The following is a 15,195-nucleotide window of genomic DNA, read 5'->3' as shown; positions in this document are numbered from 1 at the left end:
AGATGGAGGAGGGATTTAATGGAATTAAGACAGCTGGAATATTTCATGACTGTATGTGAAGAACTGCATTTTACGAGGGCTGCTGAGAAATTGAACATTGCCCAGCCGACATTAAGCCAGCAAATCAAAGTTTTAGAAGGCGAGGTAGGAATTCCGCTCTTTGACCGGATAGGGAAAAAGACTGCATTAACGGAGGCCGGAGAGATTTTATATAAGCATTGTAAGCAGATTTTCTATGAATTGGAACAAGCACAAGCGGCAATTGGAGAACTGAATGGGTTGGAAAGAGGAAGGCTTACAATCGGATCCTTGCTTACTTGTATGAATTACCTACTTCCTCCTGCACTAGTTCGCTTCAAAGCTCTTTATCCGAATATCAAACTGTCTGTCCATGGATTGCGGACAGAAGAGATTGAAAGAAGCATACTGGAAAATAAACTGGATCTTGGTCTTACGTTCCTGCCGAATGGAAATGATGAGTTGGAGGAAATTTCATTATATACAGAGGAACTGGCACTTGCTGTTCCCAAAGGTCATCCACTTGCGATAAAGTCGGCAGTAAACTTTGATCAAATTACCAATATCCCATTAATACTTATGCCGGAAAATTATCAACTTCGGCAGTTAATTAAGGGCTACGCTCGAACTGTCGGGATCACGATTAATCCGGCACTTGAGCTGACAACATTGGAATCAATTATCCAACTGACGGAAAAAGGTATGGGAGCCCCCATTTTACCACTGCCGTACTTGGAACATTTAAATAATCAAGATATAAAAGTTGTGAAAATACTAAATCCAACCCCACAAAGGGAAATTGGTATTATCTATCGAAAAGATAAATTCATGTGTACAGCAACCAGAACCTTTATCGGAGAAGTGACGAAAGCAGTAGCAGGTGGGGTAGAGGATCAGGCTATTAACATCAATCCATGAAAAAAGCAGTTCAGGTGCTAAGTTGTCTGAACTGTTTTATCAATTACATTTCTATACTAATTATGAAAATACAGTGGGACAAGTGCTCTGACCCCCCTGTCCCACTGTACAGAACGCCCGAACCGTCGCCCTAGGGAGATTGGTTCGGGTGTTGTTTTGGTTTTTAGTCTTTTTTAACATCTTCCATACTTGCGCCGTAATTAATATGATAGGTCTGTCCGTTCAGCACTAATGCTGGAACAGATTTTACTCCAGCCTCTTCTGCTTCATTGATTCTAGAAGGATTTTCCTCGAAATGGACAATTTCTAAATCTACTTTCGAATCATCTAGATAATCTAATACCATTTTTTCCGCATTGACGCATACTGGACAACCCGCATGATAAAATATTGCTTTCTGCATGTGAATACCTCCTTTTTCTCTTATATTTAGCTTAGAACAAGTAGGTAGCTATAACAATTAGAAATTTTCTATCGTAATGATAGGTTTTAACTATGCTAAGATAAAAGAATAGAGTAAATGATAATAAAAAAACATGAATAATAAATGGAGGGGCATATGGTTCATATATTATATATTGAAGATGATAAAGAAATAGGTCATTGGGTCTCAACAGATTTAACGGAAAGAGGTTATAAAATAACATGGTTGCAGTCTGGGGAAAATATGGAGAGCTATTTGACTTCGATAGATTTAGCGATTTTAGATGTAATGCTGCCTGGATTAGATGGATTTTCTCTTGGCAAGCGTCTGAAAAAAAGTGCACCAGATATACCAATTATTATGCTTTCGGCTCGAACTGCCGTGGAGGATAGACTGGAAGGTCTCCGTTTTGCAGACGATTATGTGACAAAACCCTTTCATCCCGATGAACTCGCTGCCCGGATTGAAGTATTGCTGCGAAGGTTCCAGCGACATGACGAAGTATTAGAAATTAAGCATTTGCAGATTTACCCGAAAGACATGCGGATTATCAACAAAAATAATGAGGAGGAAATATTATTAACAGGTAAACAATATCATTTATTCCAGTACTTTATCCGACACTTAAATCAAATATTAACAAAAGAGCAATTATATGAAGGTATCTGGGGAGAGAGCTATATCGAAGGTGATAAAACATTAATGGTGCATATCCGATATTTACGAGAAAAAATTGAAGAAAATCCATCTGTACCAACAGTCATTGAAACGATTCGCGGTATTGGATATCGGGTGAAACAATGAGGAATTTCTTCAGGTCTCTGTTGGCAAAATACATGCTCCTAATCGTGATCGCAATTTCTTTAGTACAAATTGCTTCCATAACGATTGCACTATTTGTATACGGATTCGCCGAAAATGTTGAAAACCGTTATCTTAAAGAGGGAATAGACACGGAAACGATTGAAGAAAGATGGCATGAAGATGCGAGCCATCTAGAACAGATTTCAGAAGAGGTTATCCAGCAACACTTTGCTAAATGGAAAGAAGACTTTCCTGAGGCTACAATGTTTTGGGTAGATGGGTCCGGGATATTACGAGAAAAAATTGGTAGCAATCATGATATTCCAACGGAGTGGAGTGCAAGAGAAACTGCATCCTTTATTAAAAGCCGGTATGATGGTGATCCTTTTACTGTCATTGCATTAATGGAAGAATCGGATGGTTTTATTGTTTTTGAAATACCTCGCGAGGCCCTGCAACTCCCAATGCAGTCTGTTTACGATCATTATGGGGATATTTTGATAATCGGACTATTGTCGATTGTTTTATTGTTCATTATCGTATCCTTTCAATTTTTCCACCGGATTAGAAAACGGCTTTTACACCTTCAAGAAGCAATGGAAATAAGGGATGTCGACGGTTTGCCACTAGCCATTCCAGTTAAGAAAAAAGATGAAATTGGCCAATTAGAACAAACGTTTAATCAAATGGTTGACGAACTAAGAAAAAGCAAACAGCGGGAGCAGGAAGAAGAGCGACTGCGAAAAGAATTAATTGCGAATCTTTCTCATGACTTAAGAACACCACTGACTAAGTTACGGGCACAATCCTATTCCATCTCGAAAATGGATCAAGGTGCGGAGTGGAATAAGGCTATTCAACAATTAGAAGTCTCGATTAAAGATATGGACCGGTTAATTGAGAATCTGATGTCGTACACCCTGCTTACGGCGAGTAAGTACCAAATCAAGCGAAAAGAGATTGACATTGTACGTTACGTTCGGGAGCATTTAGCCACTTGGTATCCCGTGTTTGAAAAGGAAGGCTTCGAAATTAACATCGATTTGCAACCATTAGATAGTAGTTATTGGGAGGTTGATCCTGTTTGGATAAGTCGAATCATAGATAACGTGCTGCAAAATATTTTAAGGCATACAAAGGAAGGAAAGTATGTAGAAGTAAAAACGAAAACGACTGAGACCTATGATGCACTTTTGTTTAAAGATAAAGGAGATGGAATCGATAAGGGTTCGGATTATAGTGGTGCAGGCATCGGACTATCTATTATAGATATGATGGTGCAGGGATTAAATTTAGATTGGGAGATTCATTCCAGTAACAATGGAACAACCGTTAAAATAATCAAATATCATAAGAAATAAATATATCAAAGAGTGTATGTGCTGATAACCTTCTGTCCGCGTACACTTTTTTTAAACAAAATTTAAACAAGTTCCAACCTTGTTTTTAAACCTCATTCTTTAAGATAAAAGTGAGGTGAGAAAATGGAATACATTGTAGAAACATCAAACTTATCAAAGCGTTTTGGAAAAGACTTAGCGGTAGAAGGATTGAATATGAAAATCTCAAAAGGAGAGATTTATGGATTTTTAGGACCGAATGGAGCGGGAAAGACGACAACGATCCGGATGCTCTTGGGCTTAATGAAACCAACTTCAGGAAGGATTCGTATCTTCGGACAAGATATAAAACAACAACGAAAAAATATATTAGCAAAAGTTGGTTCGTTAGTTGAGAACCCATCCTATTACCCGCATTTAACAGCCTATGAAAACTTAGAAGCATTACGAAAAATAATAGGGGTTCCGAAGCAAAGAATTTATGAAGTGTTGGAGATTGTTCGGCTAACAGAAGTAGCTGACAAAAAGGTGAAAGGTTTCTCTCTCGGGATGAAGCAACGGCTTGGCATTGCTATGTCCTTATTAAATCAACCACAGTTGCTTATTTTAGATGAGCCAACGAATGGGTTGGATCCTTCAGGCATTATTGAAATACGCGAGTTAATTAAACGGCTGCCAGAAGAGTTTGGAATGACGGTGCTTATTTCCAGCCATTTATTGACTGAAATCGACCAAATGGCAACAACAGTAGGTATTGTTACAAAGGGAAAGATGATTTTCCAAGATTCTATTGAGACAATGCGAACGTTAGCAGGCCATGCCATTTCATTAAAAGTTAGTCAAGCGGAACAAGCATGGCGTTTGTTGCTGGCAAATGGAATGAAGGTGGAGCATGAAAGTGGTTTAATTATGTTGCATGAAAGTTCCAATGAAATGGTTGCAGAGGCAGTCAGACTACTCGTGCAGGCGAATCTATCCATCTATCGGGTGGAAGAAGAGAAAAGATCGCTGGAAGATATTTTTCTTTCCATGACGAGGGAGGATTCAGCGGTATGATCAGCATGATGCAAACTGACTTTTTGAAAATAAAGCGGAAAGGATTCTGGTTTTTAACGTTTCTCGGACCTATTGGGGTCGTTGCGTTGCAGATGGTAAATTATGGTGTAAGAAAAGAATATTTATTGCAGCAAAGTGAGAATGATTGGTTGTATTACTTACAAAATATAAGTGTGTTTACCCCGCTTGCCCTTGTATTAGGTATTGCGATATTTACCTCCTTCATAGCAAGTATAGAAAATGAGACCAATGCTTGGAAACAGCTCATTTCTCTCCCGGTTTCCAAGATGATGGTTTATTTATCAAAGTTTACAATTCTTGCCTGTCTGTTGTTCATCTCATCCATTTTATTAATGCTATTTACACTTGGATTTGGCATTTTCCTTTCATTTGATGAGGCAATTCCGTGGTGGGAATTGGTGAAGTATAGTTTCTATCCATATTTTGCTGCGTTGCCTGTATTAGCATTACAGCTATGGATTGCGACGGTCAGTAAGAACCAGGGGGTGCCGATCACAACTGGTATATTTGGTGTGATTTTTGCTTATTCCGCTTATATGTTGCCTGATTGGATGATTTGGAAATGGCCGTCCTTAATGAATCAATGGGATGAGCCGTTGATAAATGTATTGTTAGGTCTTGGTGTTGGATGCCTATTGTATGTCATGGGTATGCTCGACTTCACAAGAAGGGATGTGAAATAGATGGGAGCTGTTCTACGGTCTGAATGGTACAAATTGCGAAAGTCAAAAATTTTACCGATTATATTTGCTGGTCCACTCATTGCGATTATCATCGGTGCCCTGTTTAACTATGATTCTATGGAAGGTGGATTTAATAAATGGTACTTGGCTGTTCTATCAATGAATCTAACTTATGCTCTATTATTTTTACCATTAATTACAGGTGTATTAGCAAGCAGCATTTGCAGGTATGAACATCAGGCAGGTGGATGGAAACAATTATTAGCATTACCGGTAACACGGGAGAATGTATTTATTTCCAAATATGTGCTCCTGTTATTGCTTGTTTTTCTAATCCAATTACTTTACCTTGGAGCTATTTATATCGTTGGAATAATAAACGGATTTACAGACCCATTTCCATTGGAAATCATTTGGAAGAGTATTATTGGCGGTTGGCTTGCTACATTTCCACTTGTCGCCCTGCAATTATGGATGTCAATTGTCTTTAAAAGCTTTGCCGCTCCATTTGCTGTAAATGTCATTTTCACTTTACCAACGATATTAGCAGTGAACTCGGAACGGTTCGGTCCCTTCTACCCTTGGGCACAACCTTTTTCCATGATGTACATCGGGGGAAGCGCAGATGACGTATTCTTCGTTCCCTGGGAACAAGTGCTAACAGTAGTTGGAGGAAGCTTCATCATATTTTTCCTAGGCGGATATATTTACTTTCAAAGAAAAATGATTTAGTGAATTGGGACAAGGGGTCAGAGCACTTGTCCCAGTTGTGTTTTCATTTTACAAGAAGTGATACAAAATGATTCTACTAACTGCTTGTTTTAGTTATAATACGAATAGGTTGATGAGATTAAATAGATATTAAACGTTAAGGTCTGTTATTGTGTCATACTCTGATACAAGGGCAGACCTTCGTTTTAAGCTTTATATATACATAGAAGATATGAGAAGGGGAGTGCTACAATGTCCATTAAAGGACTTAATCATTTACTTTTTTCCGTTTCCAATTTGGAGACCTCAATCGTTTTTTACGAGAAAGTATTTGACGCGAGATTACTTGTTAAAGGCCGAACGACTGCTTATTTTGATTTGAACGGAATGTGGCTAGCGCTGAATGAAGAAAAGGACATCCCGCGTAACGAAATTCACCAATCCTATACACATCTTGCATTCTCTATAGCTGAAGCGGATTTTGAAAAAATGTATAACAAACTAGAGCAGTTAAATGTGCATATTTTGGAAGGGCGTCCCCGTGATAAGAAAGACAAGAAATCCATTTATTTCACAGATCCAGACGGGCATAAATTTGAATTCCATACAGGTACACTGGAAGAGCGATTAGATTATTATCGAGCAGACAAACCTTATATGGAATTCTTTGATTGAGTACCGAGAAAGTAGGTTCTTATGTTATTTTACCTTATTACTATTATTGTCGTTTTAATTGATCAAGCAACGAAGGTCTTTGTCAGAATGAACTTGGCTTTGTATGAAAAAGTGACTTGGGCGGGAATCGAGTTCACTTACAATGAAAATAGTGGCATGGCAGGTGGCTTTTTCCCTGGATATGCAAGAGCTTTCGGGATTATCTCCGTATTATTTGTGATTTTCATCTTTTATTTGAGAAGGAGTGAAGCGTGGAGAGGGCCACTCATCGATATCAGTCTAGGTTTCCTTGTTGGGGGAGCGGTGGGGAATGGAATGGACCGGTTATTACATGGGCAAGTGACAGATTTCATTGTTCGTTCTGGCGGAATTCTTAATGTAGCAGATCATGCACTGGAAATTGGTATCGTTCTCTTTATTATCCATGAGCTCGTTCAATGGCTAAAGCGGAGGAAGCGCGTTAAAAGTGAGTGAGCAATAAGCTATATTGATTTGGGATGAAATGATTATCTACGGTTAAAATAAAAACATAAGAATACAGGAACTAATTAATACAAAGGAGCTAATCCAGTGATCGCAAGAATTGAAAAGTTAGACCAAGTCAAGACAGCTGTATATGTACGAAGGTTAAACCATTCAGCAGCGGAAGTTTGGGCATACTTAACAGAAAATGAAAAACTAAAGCAATGGTTTTGCTGAATTAGAAATACAGTCATTAGAACCTGGAGGAGCCATTCACTTTAATTTTGGCGATGGAAACTATGAACAAATTGAGATACTTGATGTAGAAACGAATAAACGATTCTCCTTTACATGGCCACCTAAGAATACGGTTCGTTTTGAATTAAAGGAAACAGCAGGTGGCTGTGAGCTTACGTTTAGGGAATTTTTGTACGAAATCGACGACCATACAGCTAAAGATTTAACCGGCTGGCATGTTTGTTTGGACGTGATTGAAGCTCTACTCGACGGTAAATCGATTGAGAACCGAAAAGAATATTGGGAAAAATATTATCCGATTTATCACGCATTAATGGGTCTGTAATCCCCCCACATCTAAACATGGGGGAAGCCCGCCTAACATGTGAAGGTGGGGGATATACAGTCCGTAAATCCCTGATTCTGTTCAACTAACATTCAGTGGGGAGGGAAGGAAGCCCCTACTGAATGAAGTTTCACTTTATCAAGAGCTTTTAAAAAGGGCTGAATAATAAAGCGGAGACGTGAAAAGTACATGAAAAGTGGGACAAATGCTCTGACCCCCTGTACCGCAATTGTTACGACTTTTTGGATGGAGAAATGACTCTTTTGTGAAGGATGTAATGTAGATGCGTTTTAGGAAGTTACATCATATATAATAAGATGTGAAAACAAATAAATCTTCCAGGAAGGTGCAAATAAATGAAAGGTACAGCATTACTAATCAATGACGATCAGATCGTAACGGTATTGGAGAATATTGGCCATGAGGTATATGAGGAGATAAAGCATCAGAAGCCCAAGGAGCATGTCCATTGTGAAATCAATAAGAAAAAAGTAGAATTCGGACCCATTACAAAGATTGTCTGGTTAGAAGATAATGTTGACTGGCAATATGGATATTAGAAGTAACATTACAATAAATCGAAGCTTGCATGAGTTGTGAACTTCGCCCTGTTAAGTAGACGGGGGAAAACAAAAAATCTATGCTGCAGCCTAGTACCAGAATTCTAACGGTGCTAGGCTATTTAATTTCTTGTGAAATCATTTTTCATTATAAAATTTAATATAGCTATCAATGTCTTTTTTCTCATTCCTCGTAGCCCTTACACTGCTTTTGATTCCTTCTTTCAACGTATGCTCACTCATTCTTTTAGGCATAAGAAATGCCACCCATATAGCAGACAGATAGTTTTTATTATTTCTCCGTCTACTATATGGAGAGCTTATCATTTATGCTTTTTTTGTTTTTATAGATATTGAATTAAAGTTTTATACATCTTTAAAAATGCTATTCTTTCAGCAGGGAGTTTTGATGTTCAGCAGTGAACGAACTTCCGGGTATACATACAAATTCGAACGCCGCCATTAAATTAGCACACCCCTCTCCGGCCGCCCCCAAATGAACCAAGAAAAAGGGTAATCACATGAGTAAAATGGTATGTTTTTCCGCCACTTTTAAAAATATATATTCTAAATGATTCGGGTCTTATTAATCATTTTTATTAAAAGACCAATCGTCCATTGACACGGTAATTGTCGGATACTAGTCTAATTACTAGGTAGGTAAAATTGTAACAAAACTGTCGATACTTTTTTACTTGCCTTAAATTAAGAAACAAGGGAGATGGGGAATTATGTCAGGACAAATTCGTATGTCGCCAGATCAGTTACAAGCAAAGGCGAAACGTTATGGTCAAAGTTCAGAACAAATTGATCAGATTTTAAGAGATTTATCTAATCTTCAGGAAGAGCTACGTGGTGAATGGGAAGGTCGTGCATTTGAGCGTTTCGATGATCAGTTCAGAGAATTGAAGCCAAAAGTACAAGAGTTTTCTCAATTAATGATGGAAATTGAAATGCAATTAACGAAAACTGCTGAGGCAGTCGCACAACAAGATCAAGCATTGTCTCAAAACTTTGGACTTAGATAGTTCTCTATTGACGTGAGCTGCACGACGAATGTTGTGTAGCTCAAAAATTCTTTAAGGCAGTTAAAGAAGTATAGATCTTTCTATACATACATTTTTACATACATAATCCAGGAATTTTATGGGGCTCCCCGCGCTCCACTTGAAAAAGAAATTGCTTTACAATGCTCGGCAGGAGTTGAAGAACATGAAAAAACTAAATAAACAATGGCTATTGTTTCTTATATTAATTCTATTATTGGCTACAGGCTTACCGTATTCATCATTGTATCAAGAGCGCGATTCGGCATCGGTAGAAGATGCCGATGTACAAGCTATGTCGATTGCCCTTGTGAACGAAGATGAGGGTGCTATATTTAACGGTGAAACAATAACATTTGGAGAGGCTTTTGTTAAAAGCTTGGATAATGATGAAAATCATAACTGGTTCGTCGTTAGCCGTGGGGTAGCTGAAAGTGGTCTGAATCGAAATATTTACGATATGATGATCGTCATACCAAATGACTTTTCAACAAAAGCGTTATCCATTGAATCTGAAGTACCGGAACAAGTCGTGCTTAATTATCGGATTAACGCATCGGATGATGTACATGTGAAAGCCGAGGCGGAGAGAACAGCTAGTACCATATTAAATGAATTCAATCGTCGAATTATCGATGTATATTTTACAAGTATCATAGGAAATTTACATGAGGCACAGGACGCGATTGGAGAAATCGTTGACAAACAAACAGAGCTAACATCCACTTATAACCATAACATTAACCAGCCACTTTCCAACTATACTAATCAATTTGGCATGATTAAAAATAATACAGAATTATCTAGAACTAATTTCAATGGATTGAATGATCAGTTAGAACACTTTGAAAATCGTTTAGGAGAGGGAACGAGTCAAACTTCAGACTATTTATCTGAACTGGATAGTTTTACCTCCTTGAAGGATGGAAATAACGCTGAGTTACTAAGTTTTAGCGATGCATTACTACAGTTTAATCTATTGTTAAATAATAAAGGTGCAGAAGAAAACCTAGAACAATTACAGCAGGCGAATCGGTGGATTAATTATCAGTTACAACCTGTTAATGATGGAGAAAATATTGTAACTGGTATAGGCAATTTAAAAGCAACGATAAATGATGCAATAAATAAGGTGGACACAGCTGACAACATCCTGGTTGCGAGACTGGATGGGCTATATGAAGAAGTGGATGAAAAAGTATCTGCTACGTTTCGCGAAATAATGCAGGCATCTGAAGATCAGGAAGAATTTATTAAAAATCTATTTATCACGCAAGACAAAAATGTCAGAGGAAATATTAATGAACAAATTTCCAAATTACCATCATTAAATGAAGCTGATTTTGAAGGGATCGGATTACCAGAGCGAACGGTACGTGAAATCAAAAATGTAATTGCTATCGCAAAAGGATATAATAAGGACCCTGAATTTGACTATGCGGCTTCCCGTATAGATCAGGATGAAATATTACCTCATTATATAGCAAGATTAAAAAATCACTTAAGTGATAATGGAATAACGATAACAGATACGGTTTGGATTCCTGAGAATGAGGAAAAAGGACAAGAATTTACTCTTCATTTACCAGAAGAATACGAATTAGTGAAATTGGGACTGACATTTCCCGGTCAACCTAAGGGAGATTACACGAACGCCTATAAAAAGAACAATAAACTAATACTCGATCCAAATGAAGAAGGAAACTTCCAATTAGAAATTTCATTAAGGCTAAAAGATAAAGACAGTGATATTGACGTATTTGAACCAGTAAAAATTGGCTGGGAACTTAAACATAAATATATTAAAAAAGAAGAAATAGATGAAGCAAGTGCGTACTATACAATGATACCAAGTCGTTTACTTGCGGCAAGTACTTCAGCCGAAAATGAGGAGAGCGAAGAAGCTAAAACCACACCAGCTAGCAGCAGTGAGGTGGAAACAGACACCGACCCGGAAGAAGACGACTCCGTTGCTGACGAGACGAATAATGAAGAAACGAATGCAGGTAATGAAGGTGTAGATAACTCAGATAAATCGGCAAAGGAAGAGGTTCACGAATCAGGTAACGAGCCTATAAACGGTGAAGAGGATCACATTGATGATGAACAAGACATGGAGGAAGATGATCCCGATACAGATAATGGTGAGGAAACAGAAGACGACTCAGATAAGAAAATAGAGAAAGTGAAAGTTTTTAATAACCGTATCAGTCATCAAATTACGGAACCAATAAACAAGATGGATGATGCAACAGCAGCTTTAATTCGTGTTGTTACGGATACGATAAGCCCGTATCAACAGCTGTATGCTACATTTGACAATTATTTCGGTACCGGAGTAATGGAAATGGATACAGCAGATATAAAAAATAAAATAGAGAAAATCGGTCTAAAGAACTTAGCACTAGAGAACGGCAGAAATTCGCTTTACAAATTCTTTAACCATACGGATATTGAAGAAATTATTACGGGAGAAATGGTGGATGCAGTAATTGCGAGCATCTATAGAGAAATTGAAACACCGCTAGCCCGCTTCCAGGAAAACATTGCTAACTTTAAACAAAATGTCAATAAAGTTACGAATGAACAACTTCAAGACATCATGGAAGAAATAGAGAATACAGGACGGGCTGCGCAAACTTTAAATGATAACCTTGGTGACATACTCGAACAAGTAATCAATTGGCGTGAGCAGAGCACAAACCTAATGGAAGCACATCGTGTAATCGAAGCGAATGACGGGGAGGAACAGATGGCCGTGATGTCGCTCTACAATGGCTTCGAGCCGCTTCTCTCTAACAGCCAATCTATTGTTGAAGAGGCAAAGGGGAATTTGAGCAATGCGGAAACGGTTTATGAAACACTGGATACGATTGATAATCAGGCTGAAGACATTGAACAAAGCGGCGTAACTCTCGTAACACAGGCTGACCAGCTATCCAGAAATATGACGGATAAGCTGTTGGATGACCAAGTATTTGCAACTAACTTTGCCGATGTACTTGCAAATAGTCGGTTAGGAGAAAGGGAGAATGAAAACTTATATAACTTCCTGTCCAATCCCGTCCTAACAAGTAATGAAGGGACGATTACATCCGGTGATAACGCACCACCATATTTTCTAGTCCTTTCGATATTCATTGTGGTGTTTTTCACTGCTTATGTTTTATCAACGCTGCAGCAAAGGCGAACTGAAGCAAATCAATTTGCTGAGGAAAAATCCTTGATGGACACAAATATACCAATCACGATTATTACAGCAGGCATTGGTGTACTGGAAGGATTAACAGTAGGTCTTATTTCTAGTCATTTCCTTGGCATAAGTGATGGTGGTATGGTGCTCTGGATAGTGCTCGTCACAGTATTAATTACTGGCATGTTGCTAGTGGCAACGTATTTACTAAGGCAGTTAAAAATGCTTGGTATGTTCGTTCTATTAATTGTCCTGAGTATGTATCTGTTTACAACAAACGCATTTGGAACAGGAATAACCGGTTTAGATTTTCTAAGGAATTATTCACCGCTACAATATGTAGAAAGACTCCTGATGCAAGTAGGACAGGGTCATGCAAATTACTTACTAGCGATGATTGTTATCGGCGGGTTAATCCTGATAGGTGCACTAGCAAATTTACTTGTCATAAACAGAGATGGAAAAGGGGACCTCGAGGATGAAGGTTCAGAAAATGAAGCTAGCTAAGTATTTCATTTTACATTGTCTATGTTTAGGAGTACTAGTATTCATACCGATGTCAGTAGTTGCTGATGAAGATACACGCGGAAATTTGCAAATTAAAACGGACCGAATCATGAAAGGCCAAAATGAAAATACAAACCTCCGGGAAACAGAGTTGGAAAAAGTATTTCCAACACTATTTATGGAAGAAACGAAAGAAGAAATTGCAGAAATAGAGCTTGAGAGAGAAAGAAAGATGAAGGGGTTAGAGCAATCCATATTTTTCATCGATAAAGAGACAGCCACAACCACCCAAGATGTAAGAGACAGCCTGTTCTCGGAAGAATATACTGCCGTAGCCGCCAGTAAAGATCGGGTGACGGAGGAGTCCTCCTCAAGCAGCAGTCTAAGCAACACGCTAATGGCTGTATTTATCGGAATAGGGATATTATTATTTGTTGGCCTTTATGCCGCAATGCGGTCCTTGTTTGATTAGGAGAATGAAAAAATGGCTCAAGTTACACATATCAATGTTACCGTTGATTTCAGTAAACGAATAAAGAATGGAAAACAATACGATTTACGTATTCCTGTTCAATTAAATGTAAAGCAGTTAATGCAATATATTATGGAAGCACTAAATATAGATTACAGTACCAATGCAAAAAGTATGATTAAGGTATTAACGAAAGGCCTATTAATCACGGATGAAGACAATCTTAGCGATTATCCCGTAACAGATGGTGATGTATTTCTTATCTTATAATGATATTCGTTTCCAAAACTAAATGGAGATCCATCAGCGGATGACGACTCTGTTGATGGAGATTCATTTATGTAGTTAAGGTTAACCGCATTTAGCTTGACTGTATAAATGAGTCTTTTTACAAGAAAAAGAACGTCTCACCGTATAAAGAAGGAGTTAATAGCAATGCAGGAAAAAACAATAGAAATGGAAGATGTAACCCTTCATCTTTCACAGGATAAAAATGGCTGGTATGTACAGGTGCCAAAATCGCAAACGAGAATCGAGGACATTCGACAAATGGATTTATTAAAGGTGCCCTCTGATTATTTAGCTCCTATGGAAATAGATGAAAAAGAAGATGCGTTCCTATTTCATATTACAATAGAGCCAAATCAAAAAAACTGGGAGACTATCCGTAAATTAAAGCTCAACGAAAAGCTGCGTTTATTATGTAATATGGCGAAATTGGAGCGGTTTCTATCCACGCGAATTACTTTATTACTTCACCCGGAAATGATTTTGTTTGATGATAATCTAATGCCGGTTGTTACTTACCGGGGACTTAGAAATTTAATACCGCCCTTTGAGCAAGATGAAGCAGTTTTTTTAAAGCAATTTAAATGCTACATTATTGCACTTACCTCAGAAAAATATGATTTTGATCAACTTTATCACGGTTCATTAAGAAATGCCGATGATACAGAGTTCCAGCGCCAGGTGCGTGATATGGAAAGTCTTGCACAGCTAGAGACATTCCTTCTTGAAACGTATCGAGAAGAACAAAATAAAACGGAACGAACGCAAGTCTTAGTCTCATCAAAAAAGTTTCGCCTTTTTAGACAACTAGCAATCATAATGATTCTTGTATCCGTGTTACTCGCCACCCCGCTTGCCTATTATGGATTAGTTAAAAGTCCTTATCAGGATAAGTTGCTGGAAGCGCATGGTAAGTACTTGTCATCAAATTACGGAGAAATCATTTCGATATTACGCGCGGAGGACCCGGAAAAACTTCCATTCCAAACGCAGTATATCCTTGCCGATTCCTATATCCATGTAGAAAACTTATTAGATAGGGAAAAAGAAGTTATTTTAAGAAATGTTAGCTTAAAGAGTGATACGGACTATTTACTATACTGGATTTATAATGGACGCGGAGAATTTGAAGAGTCCCTAGAAAAGGCAAAGTACATAGATGATGTGCAGCTCATTATGTACGGATTAATTAAACAAATTGAAGAAGCAAGAAACGATCCGGAATTAACCGGCTCCGAACGAGAAGAACGGCTGAATGAGCTTCAGGATGAGCTGGACCGTTACCAGGAAGAATATAATTTGAATGAAGAAGACACTGATGAATCCAGTAGTGGCGAAGCAGAAGAAGAGATAGAAGAAGATGAATAGCTCGCCGGGACAGTATGGTTAGAGATTTCAAATGAAAGATAAAGGGCGGGCGCGTGAGGAAAGGAA

At 38.2% G+C, this 15,195-nt stretch carries 17 protein-coding genes; 16 read left to right on the top strand and 1 reads right to left on the bottom strand.

Features of this window, described 5'->3' with window-relative positions; all coding sequences use genetic code 11:
- The first annotated feature begins 18 nt into the window (after positions 1-18).
- Positions 19-936 carry a LysR family transcriptional regulator gene (locus WKU33_RS03005; protein ID WP_340453150.1) on the top strand — a complete coding sequence of 306 codons (918 nt, stop codon included), beginning with the start codon at positions 19-21 and terminating at the stop codon, positions 934-936.
- Positions 937-1,099: 163 nt separating this feature from the next.
- Here the strand turns inward: WKU33_RS03005 and WKU33_RS03000 are convergent, their stop codons facing one another.
- A complete protein-coding gene (locus WKU33_RS03000) occupies positions 1,100-1,339 on the bottom strand; it encodes a thioredoxin family protein (protein ID WP_156857059.1) in 240 nt (79 codons plus the stop codon).
- Between the two features lie 156 nt (positions 1,340-1,495).
- On the opposite strand from WKU33_RS03000, the gene WKU33_RS02995 reads away from it, so the two are divergent.
- From WKU33_RS02995 to essB, 15 genes are all read left to right on the top strand, one after another.
- A complete protein-coding gene (locus WKU33_RS02995; protein WP_188859317.1) occupies positions 1,496-2,164 on the top strand; it encodes a response regulator transcription factor in 669 nt (222 codons plus the stop codon).
- Between the two features lie 20 nt (positions 2,165-2,184).
- Entirely contained in the window at positions 2,185-3,525 is a 1,341-nt protein-coding gene (locus WKU33_RS02990; RefSeq protein WP_340453147.1) for a sensor histidine kinase, read from the top strand.
- Between the two features lie 123 nt (positions 3,526-3,648).
- A complete protein-coding gene (locus WKU33_RS02985; RefSeq protein ID WP_188859314.1) occupies positions 3,649-4,560 on the top strand; it encodes an ABC transporter ATP-binding protein in 912 nt (303 codons plus the stop codon).
- Positions 4,557-5,264 carry an ABC transporter permease gene (locus tag WKU33_RS02980; RefSeq protein ID WP_156857063.1) on the top strand — a complete coding sequence of 236 codons (708 nt, stop codon included), beginning with the start codon at positions 4,557-4,559 and terminating at the stop codon, positions 5,262-5,264. Before WKU33_RS02985 ends, WKU33_RS02980 begins: the two co-directional genes overlap by 4 nt.
- Positions 5,265-5,996: an ABC transporter permease gene (locus tag WKU33_RS02975; protein WP_340453143.1), complete on the top strand. Its 732-nt coding sequence runs from the start codon at positions 5,265-5,267 to the stop codon at positions 5,994-5,996.
- Positions 5,997-6,227: 231 nt separating this feature from the next.
- Positions 6,228-6,650 carry a FosM family fosfomycin resistance protein gene (gene fosM, locus WKU33_RS02970; RefSeq protein ID WP_156857065.1) on the top strand — a complete coding sequence of 141 codons (423 nt, stop codon included), beginning with the start codon at positions 6,228-6,230 and terminating at the stop codon, positions 6,648-6,650.
- 21 nt (positions 6,651-6,671) lie between these two features.
- Positions 6,672-7,124: a signal peptidase II gene (lspA, locus tag WKU33_RS02965; RefSeq protein WP_340453140.1), complete on the top strand. Its 453-nt coding sequence runs from the start codon at positions 6,672-6,674 to the stop codon at positions 7,122-7,124.
- 96 nt (positions 7,125-7,220) lie between these two features.
- The gene (locus tag WKU33_RS02960) at positions 7,221-7,349 is read left to right on the top strand and encodes a hypothetical protein (RefSeq protein WP_255454396.1); all 129 of its coding nucleotides are present in this window, start codon (positions 7,221-7,223) and stop codon (positions 7,347-7,349) included.
- A gap of 7 nt (positions 7,350-7,356) precedes the next feature.
- Positions 7,357-7,695 carry an SRPBCC domain-containing protein gene (locus WKU33_RS02955; protein WP_156857067.1) on the top strand — a complete coding sequence of 113 codons (339 nt, stop codon included), beginning with the start codon at positions 7,357-7,359 and terminating at the stop codon, positions 7,693-7,695.
- Positions 7,696-8,051: 356 nt separating this feature from the next.
- Positions 8,052-8,255, top strand: a complete 204-nt coding sequence (locus WKU33_RS02950; RefSeq protein ID WP_156857068.1) for a hypothetical protein — start codon at positions 8,052-8,054, stop codon at positions 8,253-8,255.
- A 731-nt stretch (positions 8,256-8,986) separates the two neighbouring features.
- Entirely contained in the window at positions 8,987-9,283 is a 297-nt protein-coding gene (locus WKU33_RS02945) for a WXG100 family type VII secretion target (protein WP_336251879.1), read from the top strand.
- Between the two features lie 184 nt (positions 9,284-9,467).
- On the top strand, positions 9,468-13,001 hold the full coding sequence (gene esaA, locus WKU33_RS02940) for a type VII secretion protein EsaA (RefSeq protein WP_340453137.1): 3,534 nt from the start codon (positions 9,468-9,470) through the stop codon (positions 12,999-13,001).
- Positions 12,973-13,473 carry a type VII secretion protein EssA gene (gene essA / locus WKU33_RS02935; protein WP_340453135.1) on the top strand — a complete coding sequence of 167 codons (501 nt, stop codon included), beginning with the start codon at positions 12,973-12,975 and terminating at the stop codon, positions 13,471-13,473. Before esaA ends, essA begins: the two co-directional genes overlap by 29 nt.
- Before the next feature lie 12 nt (positions 13,474-13,485).
- Entirely contained in the window at positions 13,486-13,743 is a 258-nt protein-coding gene (locus tag WKU33_RS02930) for an EsaB/YukD family protein (RefSeq protein ID WP_340453133.1), read from the top strand.
- Between the two features lie 165 nt (positions 13,744-13,908).
- Entirely contained in the window at positions 13,909-15,129 is a 1,221-nt protein-coding gene (gene essB, locus WKU33_RS02925; RefSeq protein ID WP_340453131.1) for a type VII secretion protein EssB, read from the top strand.
- Positions 15,130-15,195: the final 66 nt, after the last annotated feature.

It is taken from the genome of Oceanobacillus sp. HCA-5259 (assembly GCF_037892815.1).
Classification (GTDB): Bacteria; Bacillota; Bacilli; order Bacillales; family Amphibacillaceae; genus Oceanobacillus; species Oceanobacillus indicireducens.
The sequence above is the reverse complement of the archived record's forward strand: the minus strand, read 5'-3'. Positions and strand labels throughout refer to the sequence as shown.

Excerpts from the sequence above, each read along its gene's own strand:
- WKU33_RS03005 (WP_340453150.1), top strand. The coding sequence starts at position 19 with ATGGAATTAAGACAGCTGGAATATTTCATGACTGTATGTGAAGAACTG.
- WKU33_RS03000 (WP_156857059.1), bottom strand. The coding sequence starts at position 1,339 with ATGCAGAAAGCAATATTTTATCATGCGGGTTGTCCAGTATGCGTCAAT.
- WKU33_RS02995 (WP_188859317.1), top strand. The coding sequence starts at position 1,496 with ATGGTTCATATATTATATATTGAAGATGATAAAGAAATAGGTCATTGG.
- WKU33_RS02985 (WP_188859314.1), top strand. The coding sequence starts at position 3,649 with ATGGAATACATTGTAGAAACATCAAACTTATCAAAGCGTTTTGGAAAA.
- WKU33_RS02980 (WP_156857063.1), top strand. The coding sequence starts at position 4,557 with ATGATCAGCATGATGCAAACTGACTTTTTGAAAATAAAGCGGAAAGGA.
- WKU33_RS02975 (WP_340453143.1), top strand. The coding sequence starts at position 5,265 with ATGGGAGCTGTTCTACGGTCTGAATGGTACAAATTGCGAAAGTCAAAA.
- fosM (WP_156857065.1), top strand. The coding sequence starts at position 6,228 with ATGTCCATTAAAGGACTTAATCATTTACTTTTTTCCGTTTCCAATTTG.
- lspA (WP_340453140.1), top strand. The coding sequence starts at position 6,672 with ATGTTATTTTACCTTATTACTATTATTGTCGTTTTAATTGATCAAGCA.
- WKU33_RS02950 (WP_156857068.1), top strand. The coding sequence starts at position 8,052 with ATGAAAGGTACAGCATTACTAATCAATGACGATCAGATCGTAACGGTA.
- WKU33_RS02945 (WP_336251879.1), top strand. The coding sequence starts at position 8,987 with ATGTCAGGACAAATTCGTATGTCGCCAGATCAGTTACAAGCAAAGGCG.
- esaA (WP_340453137.1), top strand. The coding sequence starts at position 9,468 with ATGAAAAAACTAAATAAACAATGGCTATTGTTTCTTATATTAATTCTA.
- essA (WP_340453135.1), top strand. The coding sequence starts at position 12,973 with ATGAAGGTTCAGAAAATGAAGCTAGCTAAGTATTTCATTTTACATTGT.
- WKU33_RS02930 (WP_340453133.1), top strand. The coding sequence starts at position 13,486 with ATGGCTCAAGTTACACATATCAATGTTACCGTTGATTTCAGTAAACGA.
- essB (WP_340453131.1), top strand. The coding sequence starts at position 13,909 with ATGCAGGAAAAAACAATAGAAATGGAAGATGTAACCCTTCATCTTTCA.